Raw genomic sequence first — 16,707 nt, 5'->3', positions numbered from 1 at the left:
CACGATGGGGAAAAGGCGCGCCGCGCGACCCCGCGCCGTCGCGTCGTCTCTCCAACAGGATTCCAGCGCATGGGCGATTCCCCGACGGGCCTCGGTTCCGATCCCGATAATGATCCCGTGCTCGCCGACGCCAAGTGGCTGTTCCGCGACGCGCCTCCGCCGGAGACGACCCCGCCCCGGCGCCCGGTTGTCGCGTCCGGGTCGGAAGAAAGCTTCGACCTGGCCGATACGCCGCCTCCAGCCCCGGCTCCGGCGTCCGTCCCGACGCCCCGGGAGCGAGCCGCCGAGCCCGCCGACGAAGCCCCCGCGCCGCGTCGTCCGAAGCCGTCCCGGCAAACCGAGTCGGCCTCGGCCGTCGACCAGGTCTGGTCGCGCGGGGCCGAATGGGGGCCGACGCTCGCCGTCCTCGGCCTCTGGGCGGCGTTCGTCGTGTTCCTCCTTTTTCTGACGCTGAGCGGCGAGTTCTACACTCTCACGCTGCTGGTCCTGGCGATGGGCTTGGTGGTCGGGCTGGTCCTCTGCTATCCGATCGTCATCACCCTGGAGCGTCCGGTCCGGATGACGCCCGAACAAGCGGCCAGGGATTTCTACGGAGCGCTTTCGCATCATCGTCCGCACTACAGGCGGATGTGGCTTTTGCTCAGTAACGCGGGCCGAACCTCGTCGCGGTTCGCCTCGTTCGAGGGATTCCAGAAATACTGGGTCGAGAGGATCAAGCAGCTTCGCCAGGGGAAAGCGGGGTCGTCCGCCCCCTTGACCTTCCTCGTCGCGGAATTCAAATCGGAGAAGAGCGGCGGAAAAACGGCCATCGACGCCGAGTGGAAGGTGAAGGTTTTCGTCCGGGGCCAGCGTGACCAAGGCCCGATCTGGTCGCTGCCGGTCGAGTCGCACTTCAGCAAGGGCCCCGACGGCATGTGGTACCTCGACAACGGCACGCTGGCCGAGAGGTCGCCAAGCCTGTAGCTCAGCGAAGCTTCCGGAACGTCCTGAGTCCGCCGTTGAGGTCGGCGGCGACCATGGTATCCTCGCCGATCGACTGAATCCTCCCGGTGTAGCTGTAACCGAGCAGGTTCGGGTCGGTCGTCCCCGAGACCCGGGCGGTCAGACGACTCTGACCAAAGGTCCACGCTCCATTGAACGACTTGGAGCCGGGCTCGAACAGTCGCTTCCTGGACAGCGTGCGAGTCGAGCTGAACGTGCCGTCGGCGCGGAAGACGGTGACCAGGCTGCCCCGGGAATCGGTCATCGACCACGACCCGACGATCATGTCGCGGATCTTCTGCTCGCGAAGCCGCGCTTGCTCCTCCGGCGTCGGCTGCGGCGGCGCGGCGGGGCGAGCCGCCGCCGGCTCGGGCTTGACGGTTTTGAGGGTGTACAGAACGCGACGCGAGCCGACGGGCGCCTCGAAGACCATGGGCCGCGGCTCGTCTTCCGACTTCGTGGTGCAGACGACGAGTTGATCGCCCTCAAAGGTGTAAATCCCCTTGAGGATGGTGTCGAACTGCGTGATGAGGTCGATCTCCTTGGGAGACGTTGCGGGGTCGATCCGGTAGGCCCAGAGCCGCTTTTGCTCGTCGGTGGGCGAAACGACCGACACGCCTCGCGAACCGACGCGCAAGAGGCCGTTCTCGGCGATCTTCTGGCGGATCAGCTCCGTCCCGAGAGTCTCGCCGTCGTCCTGGATCGACAAGATCCGCCAGAGGCCGCCGAGCAAGTCGCGGTCGCGCCGCAGCTCGGCCTCGGTCGCCTTGGGCGCGCCGGCCGATCGCAACGGCGAGACGGTCGACGCCGGAACCTCCTTCGTTTCCACCACGTCGTCCACCTCGACGTCGGGCTGGACGGTCGCCTTCTTGTCGGCGGCGGTCTTGAGGCGAAGCACGACGCGCGACGAGCCGGGCTTGGACTCAAAATCGGTCGGCCGCTCAGGCCGCTGGCCGTCGGTGAAGCAGATCACCAGCTCGTCGCCCTCGAACTTGAAGATTCCCGGCAGGGTTCGGTCGTCGATGGAGATCAAGTTGATCTCGCGCGGGAGCTTGGCGGGATTGATCGTGAACGCGTTGACAAGCGTCTCGCCGGTCTCGGGATTGACATGCGTGATGGTCCGGTTCTTGATGACCACGCGCCCGTCCTTGACCATTTTCCGACGGAGGATGTCGGCCCCGACCGTGTCGCCGTCGTCAGTCGCCGAGGCGACGGTCCACGGCCCGGCGAGCATCTGGTGCGCGCGCCGAAGTTCGGTCGCGGTCGGCTTGACGTCGTCCTGGATCAAGACGATCCCCAGTAGCGTCAACAAAAGCCCCATCATGATTGCGAATCCCTTCTGGTGTCGGCTTCGACCTGGCGTCCGCACCTACTCGACGATGCGTTTCACGGCGCGGACCAAGGGCGTTCATTGTTCGAAAGGCAAGCGCCCGATCGCCTGCCTTATTCCAAAAGGCGGGTCCGTTGACAAGAGCAATCGCGGAGGACTCCCGTCAGCCGACCATGCTGCTGGAGGGGGGAAAGGATCCTTCCCGCCAGGAAATGTGATCGGGCTTGAGGCTCTCGCCGGCGTGAGCATGTCCCAGACGGCTTCCGGGACCGATTCCGGGGCGATTGCGAGGACGCTGTGCGAGCCCCGTCAATCTCGAAGTAGAACCTGTTATCGTGAATAATGATCGCGACTCCTGGCGCGGGCGAGGTGGTCCGCTCACTCGGCGTCGAAACGCACCGGATCGTCCGCCTCATCCTGGTCGAGCGAGTCGGTTGATCGCGGGCCGGGCCGTCACGATGACCTCTGAATCACATGCCTTGGGTGGGAAGACGCTATGAACGACCGTCGGCGGATCATCGTCGGCATCTCCGGCGCAACTGGGATCGCGTACGGGATCCGAGTCCTCGAATTCCTCCGCGCGGCGGACGTGGAGACCCACCTCGTCGTCTCGAAAGCCGGCCACCTGACCCGGAGCTACGAGACCGAGCTGTCCGCCAGGGAGCTGGAAGCGCTGGCGGACGTGAACTACGCGCCGGCCGACGTCGGGGCCGCGATCGCCAGTGGGTCGTTCCGCACGATGGGAATGGTCATCGCGCCGTGCTCGATCCGGACCCTGGCCGAAGTCGCCTCGTGCGTCACCGGCTCGCTTCTGACCCGGGCGGCGGACGTCTGCCTGAAGGAGCGGAGGCGGGTGGTCCTCATGGTCCGGGAAACTCCGCTCCACGCCGGACACCTGCGGGCCATGCTGGGGGCGACGGAGATGGGTGCCGTGGTGATGCCGCCGACGCCGGCGTTCTACACCCGGCCGCGCACGATCCAGGACATCGTGGACCACACGGCCGCTCGGGCCCTCGACCTGTTCGACATCGAGACGCCGGGCGTCCCTCGCTGGTCAGGGAGGCCGGAATCCGCCCCCGCCGACGACGGCCCCAGTTGTGGCGCCCGCCCCCCAATCGCATGAAAACATAGCGTCAACACATGAGAAAATGCGTTTTTATATTCTTCCCGGCCGTGCTGGCGGACCATGTCGGGTCGATTCCCGAGTTGAGCGAGCGCCCCTTCTCGGCGAAGGGTCGTCCGGGGCGATACGGGTGGTGTAGGATGGTCTTCACGGCTGTCGGCGGTCCGGAAGATCGAGGACGCCGGTTTTCGGGGGGAGGGTGGATGGTGCAAGGAACACGGGGATGGATCGCGCGGGTCGTCGCATGCGTGGGGCTCGCTCTGACGGCGGCGAGTGGAGCCGATCCGGATCTCTGGTCCCTGGGCCCCGTCGCCCGCCCCGGGGTGCCGTCGAGCACGACGTCGTCGCCCAACCCGATCGACGCCTTCCTCGCCTCGGAATACCGGGCGAAGGGCCTGGAACCCGCCGGACCGGCCGATAAGCAGACCCTGCTCCGTCGCGTCACCCTCGACCTGACAGGGCTGCCACCGACGCCCGCCGAACAGGCGGCGTTCCTTCACGACGAGTCGCCGAACGCCTACGAGACCGTCGTCGACCGGCTCCTGGCGAGCGAGCAGCACGGCGTCCGTTTTGGCCGGCACTGGCTCGACGTCCTCCGCTACGCCGACGTCGACGAGCGGATGGTCGCCGCGCCGGGCATCCACCTCTGGCGCGACTGGGTGATCCGGGCCCTGAACGACGACGTGCCTTACGACCAGTTCGTCCGCGCCCAACTGACCGGCTACCGAACGACCGAGCGCACACAGATGTCGGCCACCGGCCACCGCAGCCGGAAAGAGCCCCGGCCCGACGACCTCTTCGCCCTGGGCCTGCTCGCCCGAGGGGCCGTCATCCGCGACGGCAAGGACGACGGTGAGTTGCCGATCGCCGCCGTCGAGACGGTCTCCGCCGCCTTCATGGGCATGACGGTCGCCTGCGCCAAGTGCCACGACCACATGTACGACCCGATCAAACAGCGCGACTACTACGCCATGAAGGCGCTGTTTGATCCCTTGATCGTGCGCAAAGTGACTCTGGCGTCCCCCGCCGAGATCCTCGCCGAGGGTAAGGCGATCGGCGAAGTCGAGCGGAAGCGGGAGATGGCGCAAGGGCCGATCGACGACTTGCTCGCCCCGTACAAGAAGCGGCTGTACGACGACCGCGTCGCCATGCTCCCCCCCGACGTCCAGGCCGTGATCCACAAGCCCGAACGCCAGCGATCGGCCGCGGAGCAGAAGATCGCCGACGACTACTTTCCCGTCCTGCGGATCGACACGGGCAACATCCTGGAGATCATGCCCGAGCCGGACCGGAAGAAATACAGGGAACTCCAGGCCCGGCTCGACGCCGCAGGCGGGCGGCGCGGGTCGTCGCTGCCGGCGTTCTGGACCGTCGAGGTCGACCCGAAGCGGGAGGCCGAGCCGAGCTACATCCTCACGAGCGGCGATCCCGAGCGGCCCGAGAAAGATCATGCGGTGACGCCCGGCTGGCCGTTCGCCCCGTCGGGCCTCGAGTTCCGGGAAGGCCGGATCGAGGCGTTCTCCGACTGGCTGACCGCGCCCGACAACCCGCTGTTCGCCCGCGTGGTCGTCAATCGCCTCTGGCAATGGCACTTCGGCGAGGGCCTGCACAAAACGCCCAGCGACTTCGGCGTGCTCGGCGGTACGCCCTCGAACCCGGCCCTGCTCGACTGGCTGGCCTCGGAGTTCGTGAGTCGCGGTTTCGGCATGAAGGCGATGCACCGGCTGATGGTCACGTCGGAGGCGTACAAGCGAGCTTCCGATGCGGCGTCGGACGTCACGAAGGCGAATACGGCGATCGACCCGACGAATGCCCAAATCTGGCGGTTCCCCCTTCGACGCCTCGACGCCGAATCGATCTGGGATGCGATCTGGACGGCGGCCGGCGGCCTCGACGCGACCGTCGGCGGGCCTTCCTTCGACCCGGCCGGCGCAGGAAGGAGCGGACCGAGGGGAGGATCGTCCGCCAGAGCGAAGACCAACCGTCGCGCCGCGTACATGATCCGCGGCTACTCCACGAGCCGCGACGTCGTGCCGAACTTCCTTCAGGCGTTCGACGTGGACGACGGCCGCGTCCCCTGCCCCGTCCGGACCCGGACCGTCTCGCCGCCCCAGGCCCTGTTCCTGATGAACAGCGACCCGATCGAGAAGGCCACGGAGAAGTTCGCCGAGCGGCTGAAGGCGGAGTCCGGCGGCGACCTCGGCGTCGCGGTGGATCTCGCCTACCGGATCGCCGTCGCCCGGCCGCCGACCGCGTCGGAGCGGGACCGCGCCCTGGCGTACCTCGATCACGATCCGACTCGCTTGAAGGGGCTCGGGTGGCTCGTGTTCAACCTCGACGAATTCCTCTACGTCCGGTGATCTCCATGAACGGCGAAGCACTTCTCTATCCGTGCGGACGGGTGTCGCGACGCGGCTTCCTCCGGGGGGCCGGCGGCTTCCTCGGCGTCGCCCTCGGCGGTCTCTGGTCCGAGGCCGGGGAGATCGAGGGCGCCCTCCACGGGCCGCATTTCGCGCCCAAGGCGAAGTCGGTGATCTTTCTGTTCATGTGCGGGGGCGTCAGCCACATCGACACCTTCGACCCGAAGGACAACAAGTGGGCCGGCAAGCTGATTGACGCGGTCGGCTTCGGCGACAACTCCGCGGAGATGCGGCGTCCGGTCATCCACTGCGACCGCAAATTCACCCGTTACGGCGAGTCGGGGATTCCAGTCTCCGACTGGTTCCCGCATGTCGGCGGGGTGGTCGACGAGATCGCGATGATCCGATCGATGTGGTGCCACGAGGGGAACCACTTTCCGGCGGTGATCGAGACCTGCACCGGCCACCGTGGACGCCCGTTCGACCACCCGACGCTCGGCGGCTGGATCTCCTACGCGCTCGGGAGCGCCAACCAGAACCTACCGACGTTCGTCAACATCGGCCGCCCGTCGTCTCCCGTCCAATTGACCGGCGGCTACCTCGGGGCGACGGTGTCCGCGACGCCGTTCCAGGCGGGCGAGACGCCGATCCCGAACCTGAAGCCGCCACGAGGGACCGGCACCGCCGATCGCGAGCGTCGGATGCGGGCTTTAGAGGATCTGAATCGGGAGTTCCGCGACCGCTACGCCCTCGAATCGGACATCGCCGCCCGGACGAAGGCGTACGAGCTGGCCGCCCGGATGCAGCTCTCCGCGCCGGAGGCCGTCGACGTCTCCAGCGAGCCCAAGCACGTTCTCGACCTCTACGGGATCGGCGAGGAAGCGACCGACGACTTCGGCCGCCAGCTCCTGATGGCCCGAAGGCTCGCGGAGCGCGGCGTCCGATTCGTCCAGGTCTGTCACGCGGGGGGCGGCAACGGGGCCTGGGACGCCCACGGCGACATCCGGACCCACGCGCCCCTCTGCCGATCGACCGACAAACCGATCGCCGGCCTGATCCGCGACCTCAAAAGTCGCGGCCTGCTCGACGACACGCTCGTCGTCTGGACCAGCGAATTCGGCCGGAGCCCGTGGTCCCAGAACACGACCGGCCGCGACCACAACCCGAGAGGCTACACCGCCTGGCTCACCGGCGGCGGCGTTAAAGGCGGCACCGTCCACGGCGCCACCGACGACGTCGGCTACAAGGCCGTCGAGAGCCCGCACTACTACAGCGACCTCCACGCGACCATCCTCCACCAGCTCGGCCTCGATCCCGCCAAGATGGAAATCCCCGTCCTCGGCCGCACCATGCGACTCGTCGAAGAAGGCAAGCCGATCGCGGAGGTCCTGAGCTGATCATGGATGGCTCAGGGCTGAAACGCCTCGGGAGCCGGGAAGCGCGCGGCTTGACCTTACATCCCACAAATGGGATAATCCGATCATGAGTGCGGGCGAGGACAAATCAGACGCCAAGCCGCTGGAGTGGGTGGGGAGCTCACTGGCCGACCTTAAGAGGCTGCCTAGCGCTGTCCAGAGGCGGATCGGACACAATTTGTACCTGGTCCAGATCGACACGAAGCCCATGAACGCCAAGCCGCTGTCGGGCTTCGGCGGCGCGAGCGTCCTTGAGATCGTCGAAGACCACGGCGGCGGCACATACCGCGCGGTGTACACGGTGAGGTTCCGTGAAGCCGTCTTCGTGCTCCACGTCTTCCAGAAGAAGTCGAAGAAGGGAATCAAGACGCCAAAGACCGACGTCGACCTGATCAAGGCGCGATTGAAAACGGCGTCGGACCTGTACGAGTCGCTTTACGGGGGCGAAAAATCATGAGCGAGCCCATCATCACTCGCGGCAGCACGAACGTCTTCGCCGACCTGGGGTTCGAGAATGCGGAAGAGTTGCTGGCCAAGTCCGAACTCGCCGCCCAGATCCTTAAGACCGTCCGCGCCCGGCGGCTGACCCAGGCGAAAGCCGGCGAACTCCTCGGCATCTCGCAGCCCAAGGTCTCGGCCCTGCTCAACGGCCGACTCGACGGATTCTCGACCGATCGGCTGTTCCGCTTCCTCACCAAACTAGGATGGGACGTCCAGATCAAGCTGTCGAAGGCGAAGTCCAAGTCGAACGGCCATGTTCGCGTGACGTCCGCGTGATTCCGAACCCGCGGCCGGAATCAGTCGGGGCAAGCGGCCGAGAACCGAAATCATCGCGGCTGTCCCGCTTCGAACGCCCCCGAGGACCGACGAAGCCGGGCGCGGACGCAGCGCCAGTGGAAAGGCGGAGCCGATGAGCGACGTCCCGGTGCAACACGGCAAGGTTCGGGAGAGTCCGGAATTCCGGAGAGACCACTATCGGGTCTATGACGAGAACGGCTTCCTGTCCTCTTTCGCCGTGGCTCCCCCCGCGAGCGCGACCCTCTCCGGCGTCGTCATGGGCCTCTGCGAGAGATTCCACGGCATGCTCGGAACGGGCTACGAATCGAAGGATATGGTCGTGCTGCTCGGTCCGCGCATCGTCGCCGTCGTGAGGCTGGGCGCGGACGGTCACCCCGAGGTGACCACATTCGGCCCTTGAGCCGGCCGGGCGCCTCGTCACACGACGTTTCCCGCTCGCCACCAGCGCCAGCGGAAGGCCAGGCAGGCGACGCCCACGAAGATCGCGCTCAGGATCGGATAGAGGACCAGGAAGATCGCCCAGACGGGGGCGTAGACGCGGCCGCCGAGGGGGACGAGCGGGGGCGTGTGGATCGTCAGGGACTGGCCCGTCCAGCCGTCGGGTCGGTTGACGTGCATCGGGACGCTCATCGCGGCCGAGAACGGGCTCGTCACCGTGAGGGCGGCCAGTCTTTGGGGCGTCAACGACGACTCCTGCGCGATGCCCTGAAGATACCAACCCAGGCCGATCGGCAACACGAACAGGCCTAGCAGCGTCATGTAGGTGAGCACCATCGCGGTCGACGTCCGCCGGCAGAGGGCCGACCACATCAGGCCGATCGACGACGTCGCCAGGCACGTCACGGCGATGATCAGGAGGAAGACGATCAACGTCCAGAACCGGCCCCGAAGCTCGTGTAAAAGGGCGTAGGCGAGCAGCAGTTGCTCGGTGAGCAGGAAGGTCAAGACCGTCGAGACCCGAAGCGCCGCGAGCAGCTTGGCGAGGATGATCCGGCTCGGCGTCAGCAGGGTCGTCAGCAGCAGGCTGAGCGTCTGCCGCTCGCGCTCCTGGGTTACGCTCCCCGACGAGAAGACCGGGCCGACCAGCATGTTGAAAGTCAGCACGTAAGCCACGTAGTACGCCGCCTGGTCCGATCGCAGGAACAACAGCCCGGCCATCAGCGGGATCGACAGGAACATGCTCAACTGGATCACCACCCGGAGCATCAGCGTCCCCTGGCTGAAGATCTCGCTCCGCAGCTCCTTGTCGAGCACCGGGTTGGCGCCGTCGGGCATGAGGTCCAGCCGCTTGGCGGGGGCGAACAGCTTGTCGGGGAACAGGTCGCGGTCGATCACCACGCCGATCGCGTACTTCATCTCCTCTTCCTCGTCGATGACGTCCTTGCCCTGACCGCCGACGTCGGGAGGATGCAGCAACCGACGGTTGACGACGATCTCGAGCGCCGTCCAGATGGCCAGGCACCAAGGAGGCAGCACCGCGATCGACATGAAGTCGCGCGTGGTCGTGTTCTCGGTCCGCGTCAGCATGATGCAGAGGACCGCCAGCGGCAGGATCACCAGGTAGCTGACCACGAGCGCCGAACTCGTGCGGCTGAAGCAGCTCGAACACGCGATGCTCAAGAGCCCGAACGTGCCGGCGGCGAGGATCAAGACGAGGTAGCTCCGCGTGATCTCCGAGAGCAAAAGCCCGCCCAGCAGGTAGCAGAGGATCATCAGCGGCAGACTCGAAAGGATCAGAACCACCAGATAGGTGAGCGAGCTGAGCAGCTTGCCGACGAGGATCGTCCGGGGCCGCAGCGGACTGGCCAGGAGCATCTCGTACGTCTTCCGCTCCTTCTCGCCGGTGATGCTTCCGGCCGCGAACGTCGGCGCCATCAGCGCGACCAGGCAGAACTGGCCGAGGAAGAAGATGTCGAACAGCCGCCGCGCGACGCCCGGGCTCACCTGCCGCGCGCCGTCCTCGCCGGCCGGCCAGTAGAAATACACGAGCGAGCCGAGCGCCAGCACGTAGAAGAACTGGAGCACGAACGACCGCGGCGATCGCAGCGTGACCAGAAGCTCGCGATTCAGGACCGGATTCTCGCGGATCAACATGGCGGCGTCGCTCTCGCTCGTCGGAGGCCCGAGGTCAACTCACGATCCCCTTGGTGATCATCATGAACACCTCTTCAAGGCTCAGCGGCTCCTCGGCGAACGAGTGGACCGGAAGGCCCGCCCCGATCAACCGCTCCAGCAGCCGCGCCATGTCCTCGTCGACCCCTTCGAACTCGGCGGTCACCGTGTGGTCGAACGTCTCGACCAGGCGGATCGACGGGTCGTCGCGGAGGATCTCGGCCGCCCTGCCAGCCTCGCCGTCAAGCAACTGGACCTTGAGCACGCGATGGGCGCGAAGCTGTTTCTGGATGTCGCGGATGCTCCCCGCCGCCAGCAGCCGCCCGCGCTCGATGACGCCGATCGACGTGCAGAAGTCGGCCAGCTCCGAGAGGATGTGGCTCGACACCAGGATCGTCTTGCCCATCCGTCGCAGCTCGTTCAAGAGCGCCTTCATCTCCAGCCGGGCGCGGGGGTCGAGGCCCGACGCGGGCTCGTCGAGGATCAGGACCGGCGGGTCGTGGACGAGCGTCTTGGCCAGGCAGAGCCGCTGCTTCATCCCCTTGGACAGCCCGTTGACGTAGTCGTCGCGCTTGTGGGCCAGGTCGAGCAGCTCAAGGACCTCGCCGATGATCTTCTTCCGCGCCGTGCGCGGGATCTCGTAGGCGACGGCGAAGAAATCGAGGAATTCCCACACCTTCATGCCGTCGTAGACGCCGAAGTCGTCGGGCATGAACCCGATCACACGGCGGACGGCCATCGGATCGCCCGTGACCGAGTGGCCGGCGACCCGCCCCTCGCCCGTCGTCGGCCGCAGCAGGGTGGCGAGGAACCGGATGGTCGTGCTTTTGCCCGCGCCGTTGGGTCCGATGAACCCGAACGTCTCCCCCTTGCCGATGGAGAAACTCAGATCGTCGACGGCCGTGAACTCGCCGTACCGCTTGGTGAAGCCGACCACCTCGATCATGACGCCCCCATCTCCTCGCGTCCTCGTCGAGCCGCCGCCTTCGCGGGGATCGGCGAACGGCCGGCGGCCTCAGCCGTCTTCGGCGCCATCGAATTGTAATGCCGGCTCGCCGGCGACGGCGGCGGATTATACCGCAAATGAACCACGACGACCGTCGCCCCGCGATGGCGGTCGAGCACGGGCTCGAAGCTCGGCCCCGGCGCCGGCCCGGGGGACCACGCCACCAGCCGCAGCTCGCCGACGGCCTCGGGCCGCTTCTCCACGTACTCGAGAAACTTGGTCAGAAGCTCGGTCGGATCCGGGCCGTCGAACCCTGCAATATGATCCGGAGCGGGAGGGGCTTCCGCAGGGTCGAGATCGACCGTCGCCCCCGCCGCAATCGTCCCGAGGTAGGTCTCCAGGGGCTCCGCGGGATCGGAAAAATCGACGAGCGTCGCGTCGCGAAGCTCCAGGCCGCCATCGTTCCGGAGCACGCGCCGGGGGCCGTCGGCCTCCACCGTGATCGAGCCCGGCAGCGACACCATCTCCTCGGACCGGAACATTGACAGGCTGCGCGGCTGGACCGTGAACTCTTCGAGCGCCGGCACCGGATACGACCGCCAGACCGAGGTCGTCAGGTCCTCGCCGGCGATCGACCGGCCGATGTCGAGCGGCAAGGCCAACGCGGTCGGGTTGTTGGGGAACTTGATCGTGTACTGACCGCGCCCTGTGGTGTAGATCGACGCGAACCGACTGAGATGCCCGCGCGGGAACGTCCCCTGAATCTCCAGCAGGTCGAGTTCGTCGCAGGCCGAGTCGTAGCCCATGTCGTACGCCGCAATCCGCTCAACCCCCACGGCGAAGCCGAAGGCCAACAGCGGCACGATGATCCACGCCGCTTCCCGACGCCTCAACACGTAGCGGCAGAGCAGCCAGTTCAGCGGCGCCACGGCCAGGACGTAGGCCAGGAGCACCTTGAGCACGAACTGCGAACTGGGGACCGTGATCCCCGACGCCCGTTCGAGAAGCGTGCGGCAGATGAGCGGCACGTGCGTTGAATCGACCCACTCGGCGACCCCCGGCAGGTTGGGCCCCTCGTTGCCGTCGGTCGTCGCGAAATCGACGCTCATGCTCGCGGGCTGCTGGCGAGCGAGCGCCGCACCGACCGGCGGCGACCCGCGTCGCGGCAGCCCCCGGCTTTCCGACGGAGCCCTGTAGACCCTGGGGCCGACGTCGCGGGCGGCGATCCGATACCAACTCAGATCCGGGCCTCCCATCGCCATGTCTTGGTATTGCGGGTCGAACGACTCGCCGGACTTCGCCATTGGCACCATCATCTCTTCGGGCCGCCGAAAGACCACCCGCCGAACCAACGTGTCCATACCTCCCCAGGCGGCCAGCGCGGGGTCGGTCGGATTGACCGTCAGCATCGTGATCCGCCCCCGTCCCACCCGCGACTCGACCGCCAGCAGATCGGGGCTCCCTTCGCCCAGCGGGATCGTCACCGCCCCTTCGCGCGGCCGCAGCCCGGCGACGTACAGCGGTCGACCGGCGGCCGGTTTGATCGGTTCCGGGGCCGTGTACCCCAGGCCGAACTGCTCGTAAATCTGCGGTGTGATCGACCGCGCGGGCCGCGTCGGCTCTTCCCCCGTGGGGAGTCGAAACGGCGGCGGGTACGAATCCGACAGCGGTTTAAGATCCGCCTCGACCAACAGCCGGCTCTCGCCCGTGGGATCGGCCGGCAGATAGGGTTCGAGGAAGCTCTCGCGGAAGATCGAGTACGTCGGCCCCGCGCCGCCGATCACGATCAGTTGCCCTCCCCAGTGCAACCAGTCGAGCAAGGCCGTCTGCTGCGAGGCCGACAGCACGTCGGGCTCCATGCCTTCCCAGAAGATGTGGCTGATCGCCGTCCAGGTCAGCGGGTGCGACGGCAACAGCGGCTTGTCGGGCTCCAGCGGCAGGAGCAGCCGGTAATAGCGCATCTGGTCCAGGATGCGGCCGTCGCCGCGGTCGAACGTGGCGGGGATCATCGCCGAGTACTTCGACCACGCGGCGTAGGCGGCGTTCGATTCCTTGGTCAAGACCATGACCAGCATCTGGTGCGCCGGCAGGGAGTAGAGGGGGACCGAATAAAGCTGATCGGCCCGGATCGCGTTCGGCCGCACCAGCTCGACCAGCAGCTCCTTCTCCTTCGGTATCCGGGGGAGCAGGATCGGCATCCCCAGCCGGCTCCGCTGCGCCTTCACCAGCCGAGCCTCGCGCGCATAAATCATCTCGTGCGGCATGCCGACCAGCGGGACGGGCAGCGACTGAAGGCTTCCCTCGTAATCGTCGTCGTTGGCCTGAAGATCCAGCGACAGACTGCACCACTGGTTCGGCTTGAGCCAGGGAATCACGTCGTTGGGCGCGATCTGCGACCGATAAATCTCGAACGGCGGCCGCGACCGGTCTTTCCCGGTCCCCTTCTTGACCGCGTCGGGATCGCTGAGAAGCTGGAGCCGCGCTTCGTCGGCCGTCGACAACTTGCCCTCGCTCTCCGTCAGCTCCGCCCCCACGTCCACGGTCTGCCCGCGTGCGGGTCCGCCGCAGACCAAGACCCAGGCCACGAGTGCCGAGAAGAGATGTTGAACCACCCGCAACGGTCGCTTCGCCATCAACGCGCCTTCCCGATGTTCGAAGCCCCGACGACGTGGTAAGCGAACGGGCCGCTCGAAGGAACTCGTCCCCCGAGTCTATCACCCCCCGAACCGCGCCGGAAGCGCCGCCCGACTCCAGTCCGACGACAACTGTAATAGAAACCGACCGCCGCGCAAAGCCCCTCGACCGCCACGGTAGAAAATCACCCCCGATAGACGGTCGCGGAAACGCTGGGGAGCCGAGCCTCGCGCCCAAGTCACCACGTCTTGAAACTTCTCTTCGTCCATCGCGCCTTCACCTGAAGCCGAATCAAGATCGTCTTCAACACGCTCCGAGGTTCTTCTTGAGCTTCTCAGGAAAATCGCATGAGATAGACTCCTGGGCATTTGACGCTCTTACGATCGCGACCCTCGGCGGACGCCGCCGGACCCTTCCGGAAGTCTTCCGCGCGAAGGTTGAGAAGCGCCCCCCGTCAGTCACTTGCAACAAGAAGCCCATCCTCATGCGAGCAGTCTAGTTGGCATCGGTATGTTGGCCGCCGGCGGTTTCCTGAGCGGCTCGGCGACCGCGCGGTACGACCCAAGCCAACTGAGGCACGCCGAAAGCCATCGACGGCGCGTGGCCATGTCCAGAACGCCGACCACCGGCGGCGCTTCTCGACGGGCGTTTAGACTGAGGCGGCGGCCACTTGAGTGGTCGCGACGACCGTGCTACGAATTGAGATCGCCCTCCGTCCTCACCTACGATTCGTGATTCCACCTGGAGACGACCGCGATGCTTCGATCACCGACCGCCGTCCTGTTCCTGTTCGCCTTGGGCCTGCTCGCGATCGCTGGCGTCCAGGGTCGAGCGACGACCGACGAGAAGGGGTCGCAGCACGTCTTCGAGCTGCGCACCTACTACACGCACGACGGGAAGCTCGTCGACCTGCATAAGCGGTTCCGGGATCACACGTGCGCCTTGCTTGAAAAGCACGGCGCGAAGTTGATCGGCTTCTGGACCCCGCAGGATGAGAAAGAGGGCAAGACCTCGAAGCTGATCTATCTCGTCTCGTTCCCAAGCCGGGAAGCCGCCGTGAAGACCTGGAAGGAATTCGGACAAGATCCGGCATGGCAGAAAGCGAAGGCCGAAAGCGAGAAGAACGGGCCGATCGTCCAGAAAGTCGACTCGGTCTTCCTCGATCCGACCGACTACAGCGCGATCAAATAATCGGGATCATCTAGGACGCCGAAATCCGACGCCTCGCCGGGGAAACTCGGCGGGGCTTTTTTACGCCTGTTGGTCGAGGCCTGCTCCCAGCGACCGGATCATCTCGAATAATCAGACCCCGGTCTTCGTCTTTCGAGTTGTTCACTTTGCATTCGACGGCTCCTATCCGACCCCGCCCCGCCGGCGCGACTCGCGTCGGTCGACGAGCCGTCCTCGAGCGCTTCGGTCGATCCCTCCACACGATGCGGCGGCCCCTGCGCGTTGCGCCTCGATGAATCGCCGTCGACGACTGAAGTCGCCGAGGCCCGTCCACGCCTTCAATCGGGAGGGTCCAGCCATGCGCCTTGGTGAAGTGCAAATGAGGAGCTTTCGGACGCGTCGGGCTTTCATCCTTGGGTCTTGCCTTATTCTCCTCGTGACTGGAGCAGCCGCCGCCGGGGCGGGTCGAAGTCGCCGGCCAACGATCTCCCGAGAGTATTTCGAGGCACGGGGGCTGTTCGTGAAGTTCTGGAGGCCCGGAGAGGCGTCCCCAAGCGGCGGCGACGGCGTCGGGCCGCTCTTCAACGAGCAGTCGTGCGTCGGCTGCCACAACATGGGAGGGACGGGGGGCGCGGGTGATCAGTCGAAAAACGTCACCATCCTCACGGCGATCCCCGGCGCTTCGGTCGTGGGGAACCACCGCTCGATCTTCCAGGGCGAACTCGAAGAGCTCCACCCCAGCTTCCGAAACCGGACCAGTATCGTCCTGCACCTGCATTCCACCTCGGAGACCGAGGAAAAACGTCTCGCCGAGATCCGCGATTACGCGTTCGTTCAGACGCGCGACGACCTGTTCGCACTCGTCCAGTCGCGGCGCAACACGCCGGCTCTCTTCGGCGCGGGGAGGATCGACGCGATCCGGGACAAGGAGTTGCTCGCGGCCGAGGCCCGTAAGTTCCCCGCCTTCCCCGAGATCAAGGGGCGCGTCAGTCGACTTCGCGACGGGCGGATCGGCAAGTTCGGCTGGAAAGGCCAGACGGCGAGCCTCGAAGACTTCGTCATGGCCGCCTGTGCGAACGAACTCGGCCTGGAGGTCCGTGGCCGCCATCAGCCGAGCCTGCTGCCGGCCAAGGATTTCGACCCGAAGAAAATCTCCCTCGACCTGAGCGACGACGAGTGCGCGCTGATGAGCCGCTTCGTTGCGAATCTATCCGCCCCCGTCGTCCGCCCCGTCGGCGACGCGAGCCAGGGTCTCGCGGTCTTCGAGGCCATCGGCTGCGCGACCTGTCACGCCCCGAACATGGGAAGCGTCCACGGGCTGTACAGCGACCTCTTGCTCCACGACCTCGGCGACCGCTTCCGCGCCTCCGGAGGTTACGGCGGCCCATCATCGGAGATCGTCGACAACTCTTCCAAAACCAAGGACGCCCCGACGCCCTCGGGCGAAGCCGGCCCCACCGAATGGCGGACGACCCCGTTGTGGGGCGTCGCCGATTCCGCCCCTTACCTCCACGACGGCCGCGCCTCGACCCTCGACGAAGCCGTCGTCCTCCACGGCGGCGAAGCCGAGCCGAGTTCGAAGCGCTACACCTCGCTCTCGTTCGTCGACCGCCAGGCCGTTCTCGCCTTCCTCCACTCTCAAGTCGCCCCGCCGGATCCAGGACGACCCGTCGATCGGACCGTCCGAAACGCGCGCGGCAAGCGAAGATGAGCGGCGTTCCAACAGGCCCCGCGCTTCAATCAACCGGGATCAGAATCGGATGGCTTTCACTCAGGGCCGAAGTCACTCGCAAGCAAGGTCTTTCTCCAAACCAGTTCGGGGTTCTTCATGACACGAG

At 66.4% G+C, this 16,707-nt stretch carries 13 protein-coding genes; 9 read left to right on the top strand and 4 right to left on the bottom strand.

Annotated elements, in window-relative coordinates; genetic code table 11:
* The first annotated feature begins 69 nt into the window (after nt 1–69).
* Nucleotides 70–963 (top strand): hypothetical protein, encoded by an 894-nt coding sequence (locus BSF38_RS21070; protein ID WP_076348942.1) that lies wholly within the window; start codon nt 70–72, stop codon nt 961–963.
* A 1-nt stretch (nt 964) separates the two neighbouring features.
* Here BSF38_RS21070 and BSF38_RS21065 read toward each other — a convergent pair whose 3' ends face one another.
* A complete protein-coding gene (locus BSF38_RS21065; RefSeq protein ID WP_076348940.1) occupies nt 965–2,305 on the bottom strand; it encodes a TIGR03067 domain-containing protein in 1,341 nt (446 codons plus the stop codon).
* 502 nt (nt 2,306–2,807) lie between these two features.
* Here BSF38_RS21065 and BSF38_RS21060 point away from each other — a divergent pair.
* The 6 genes from BSF38_RS21060 (at nt 2,808) to BSF38_RS21035 (ending at nt 8,407) form a co-directional block, all read left to right on the top strand.
* Nucleotides 2,808–3,434, top strand: coding sequence for a UbiX family flavin prenyltransferase (locus BSF38_RS21060; RefSeq protein ID WP_076348938.1), 627 nt, complete (start codon nt 2,808–2,810; stop codon nt 3,432–3,434).
* Nucleotides 3,435–3,637: 203 nt separating this feature from the next.
* Nucleotides 3,638–5,794 carry a DUF1549 and DUF1553 domain-containing protein gene (locus BSF38_RS21055; RefSeq protein WP_237170552.1) on the top strand — a complete coding sequence of 719 codons (2,157 nt, stop codon included), beginning with the start codon at nt 3,638–3,640 and terminating at the stop codon, nt 5,792–5,794.
* A 5-nt stretch (nt 5,795–5,799) separates the two neighbouring features.
* Nucleotides 5,800–7,191 (top strand): DUF1501 domain-containing protein, encoded by a 1,392-nt coding sequence (locus tag BSF38_RS21050; protein WP_076351237.1) that lies wholly within the window; start codon nt 5,800–5,802, stop codon nt 7,189–7,191.
* 85 nt (nt 7,192–7,276) lie between these two features.
* Nucleotides 7,277–7,666 carry a type II toxin-antitoxin system RelE/ParE family toxin gene (locus tag BSF38_RS21045; protein WP_076348936.1) on the top strand — a complete coding sequence of 130 codons (390 nt, stop codon included), beginning with the start codon at nt 7,277–7,279 and terminating at the stop codon, nt 7,664–7,666.
* Nucleotides 7,663–7,986 carry a helix-turn-helix domain-containing protein gene (locus BSF38_RS21040; RefSeq protein WP_076348934.1) on the top strand — a complete coding sequence of 108 codons (324 nt, stop codon included), beginning with the start codon at nt 7,663–7,665 and terminating at the stop codon, nt 7,984–7,986. The genes BSF38_RS21045 and BSF38_RS21040 overlap by 4 nt, the downstream gene beginning before the upstream one ends.
* Before the next feature lie 133 nt (nt 7,987–8,119).
* A complete protein-coding gene (locus BSF38_RS21035; RefSeq protein WP_076348932.1) occupies nt 8,120–8,407 on the top strand; it encodes a hypothetical protein in 288 nt (95 codons plus the stop codon).
* 17 nt (nt 8,408–8,424) lie between these two features.
* Here BSF38_RS21035 and BSF38_RS21030 read toward each other — a convergent pair whose 3' ends face one another.
* The 3 genes from BSF38_RS21030 to BSF38_RS21020 are packed head-to-tail and all read right to left on the bottom strand — an operon-like array spanning nt 8,425 to nt 13,698.
* Nucleotides 8,425–10,101 (bottom strand): ABC transporter permease, encoded by a 1,677-nt coding sequence (locus BSF38_RS21030; RefSeq protein WP_076348930.1) that lies wholly within the window; start codon nt 10,099–10,101, stop codon nt 8,425–8,427.
* A 34-nt stretch (nt 10,102–10,135) separates the two neighbouring features.
* Nucleotides 10,136–11,065 (bottom strand): ABC transporter ATP-binding protein, encoded by a 930-nt coding sequence (locus tag BSF38_RS21025; RefSeq protein ID WP_076348928.1) that lies wholly within the window; start codon nt 11,063–11,065, stop codon nt 10,136–10,138.
* Nucleotides 11,062–13,698, bottom strand: coding sequence for a cysteine hydrolase family protein (locus BSF38_RS21020; protein WP_076348926.1), 2,637 nt, complete (start codon nt 13,696–13,698; stop codon nt 11,062–11,064). The genes BSF38_RS21025 and BSF38_RS21020 overlap by 4 nt, the downstream gene beginning before the upstream one ends.
* 757 nt (nt 13,699–14,455) lie before the next feature.
* On the opposite strand from BSF38_RS21020, the gene BSF38_RS21015 reads away from it, so the two are divergent.
* Together BSF38_RS21015 and BSF38_RS21010 are read left to right on the top strand one after the other, a co-directional pair.
* A complete protein-coding gene (locus BSF38_RS21015; protein WP_076348924.1) occupies nt 14,456–14,890 on the top strand; it encodes an NIPSNAP family protein in 435 nt (144 codons plus the stop codon).
* A gap of 499 nt (nt 14,891–15,389) precedes the next feature.
* Nucleotides 15,390–16,580 (top strand): di-heme oxidoredictase family protein, encoded by a 1,191-nt coding sequence (locus tag BSF38_RS21010; protein ID WP_076348922.1) that lies wholly within the window; start codon nt 15,390–15,392, stop codon nt 16,578–16,580.
* Nucleotides 16,581–16,707: the final 127 nt, after the last annotated feature.

Source organism: Paludisphaera borealis (genome assembly GCF_001956985.1).
GTDB classification, from domain to species: Bacteria; Planctomycetota; Planctomycetia; order Isosphaerales; family Isosphaeraceae; genus Paludisphaera; species Paludisphaera borealis.
Note: the sequence above shows the minus strand (reverse complement) of the source record. Positions and strands in the feature narration are given on the sequence as shown.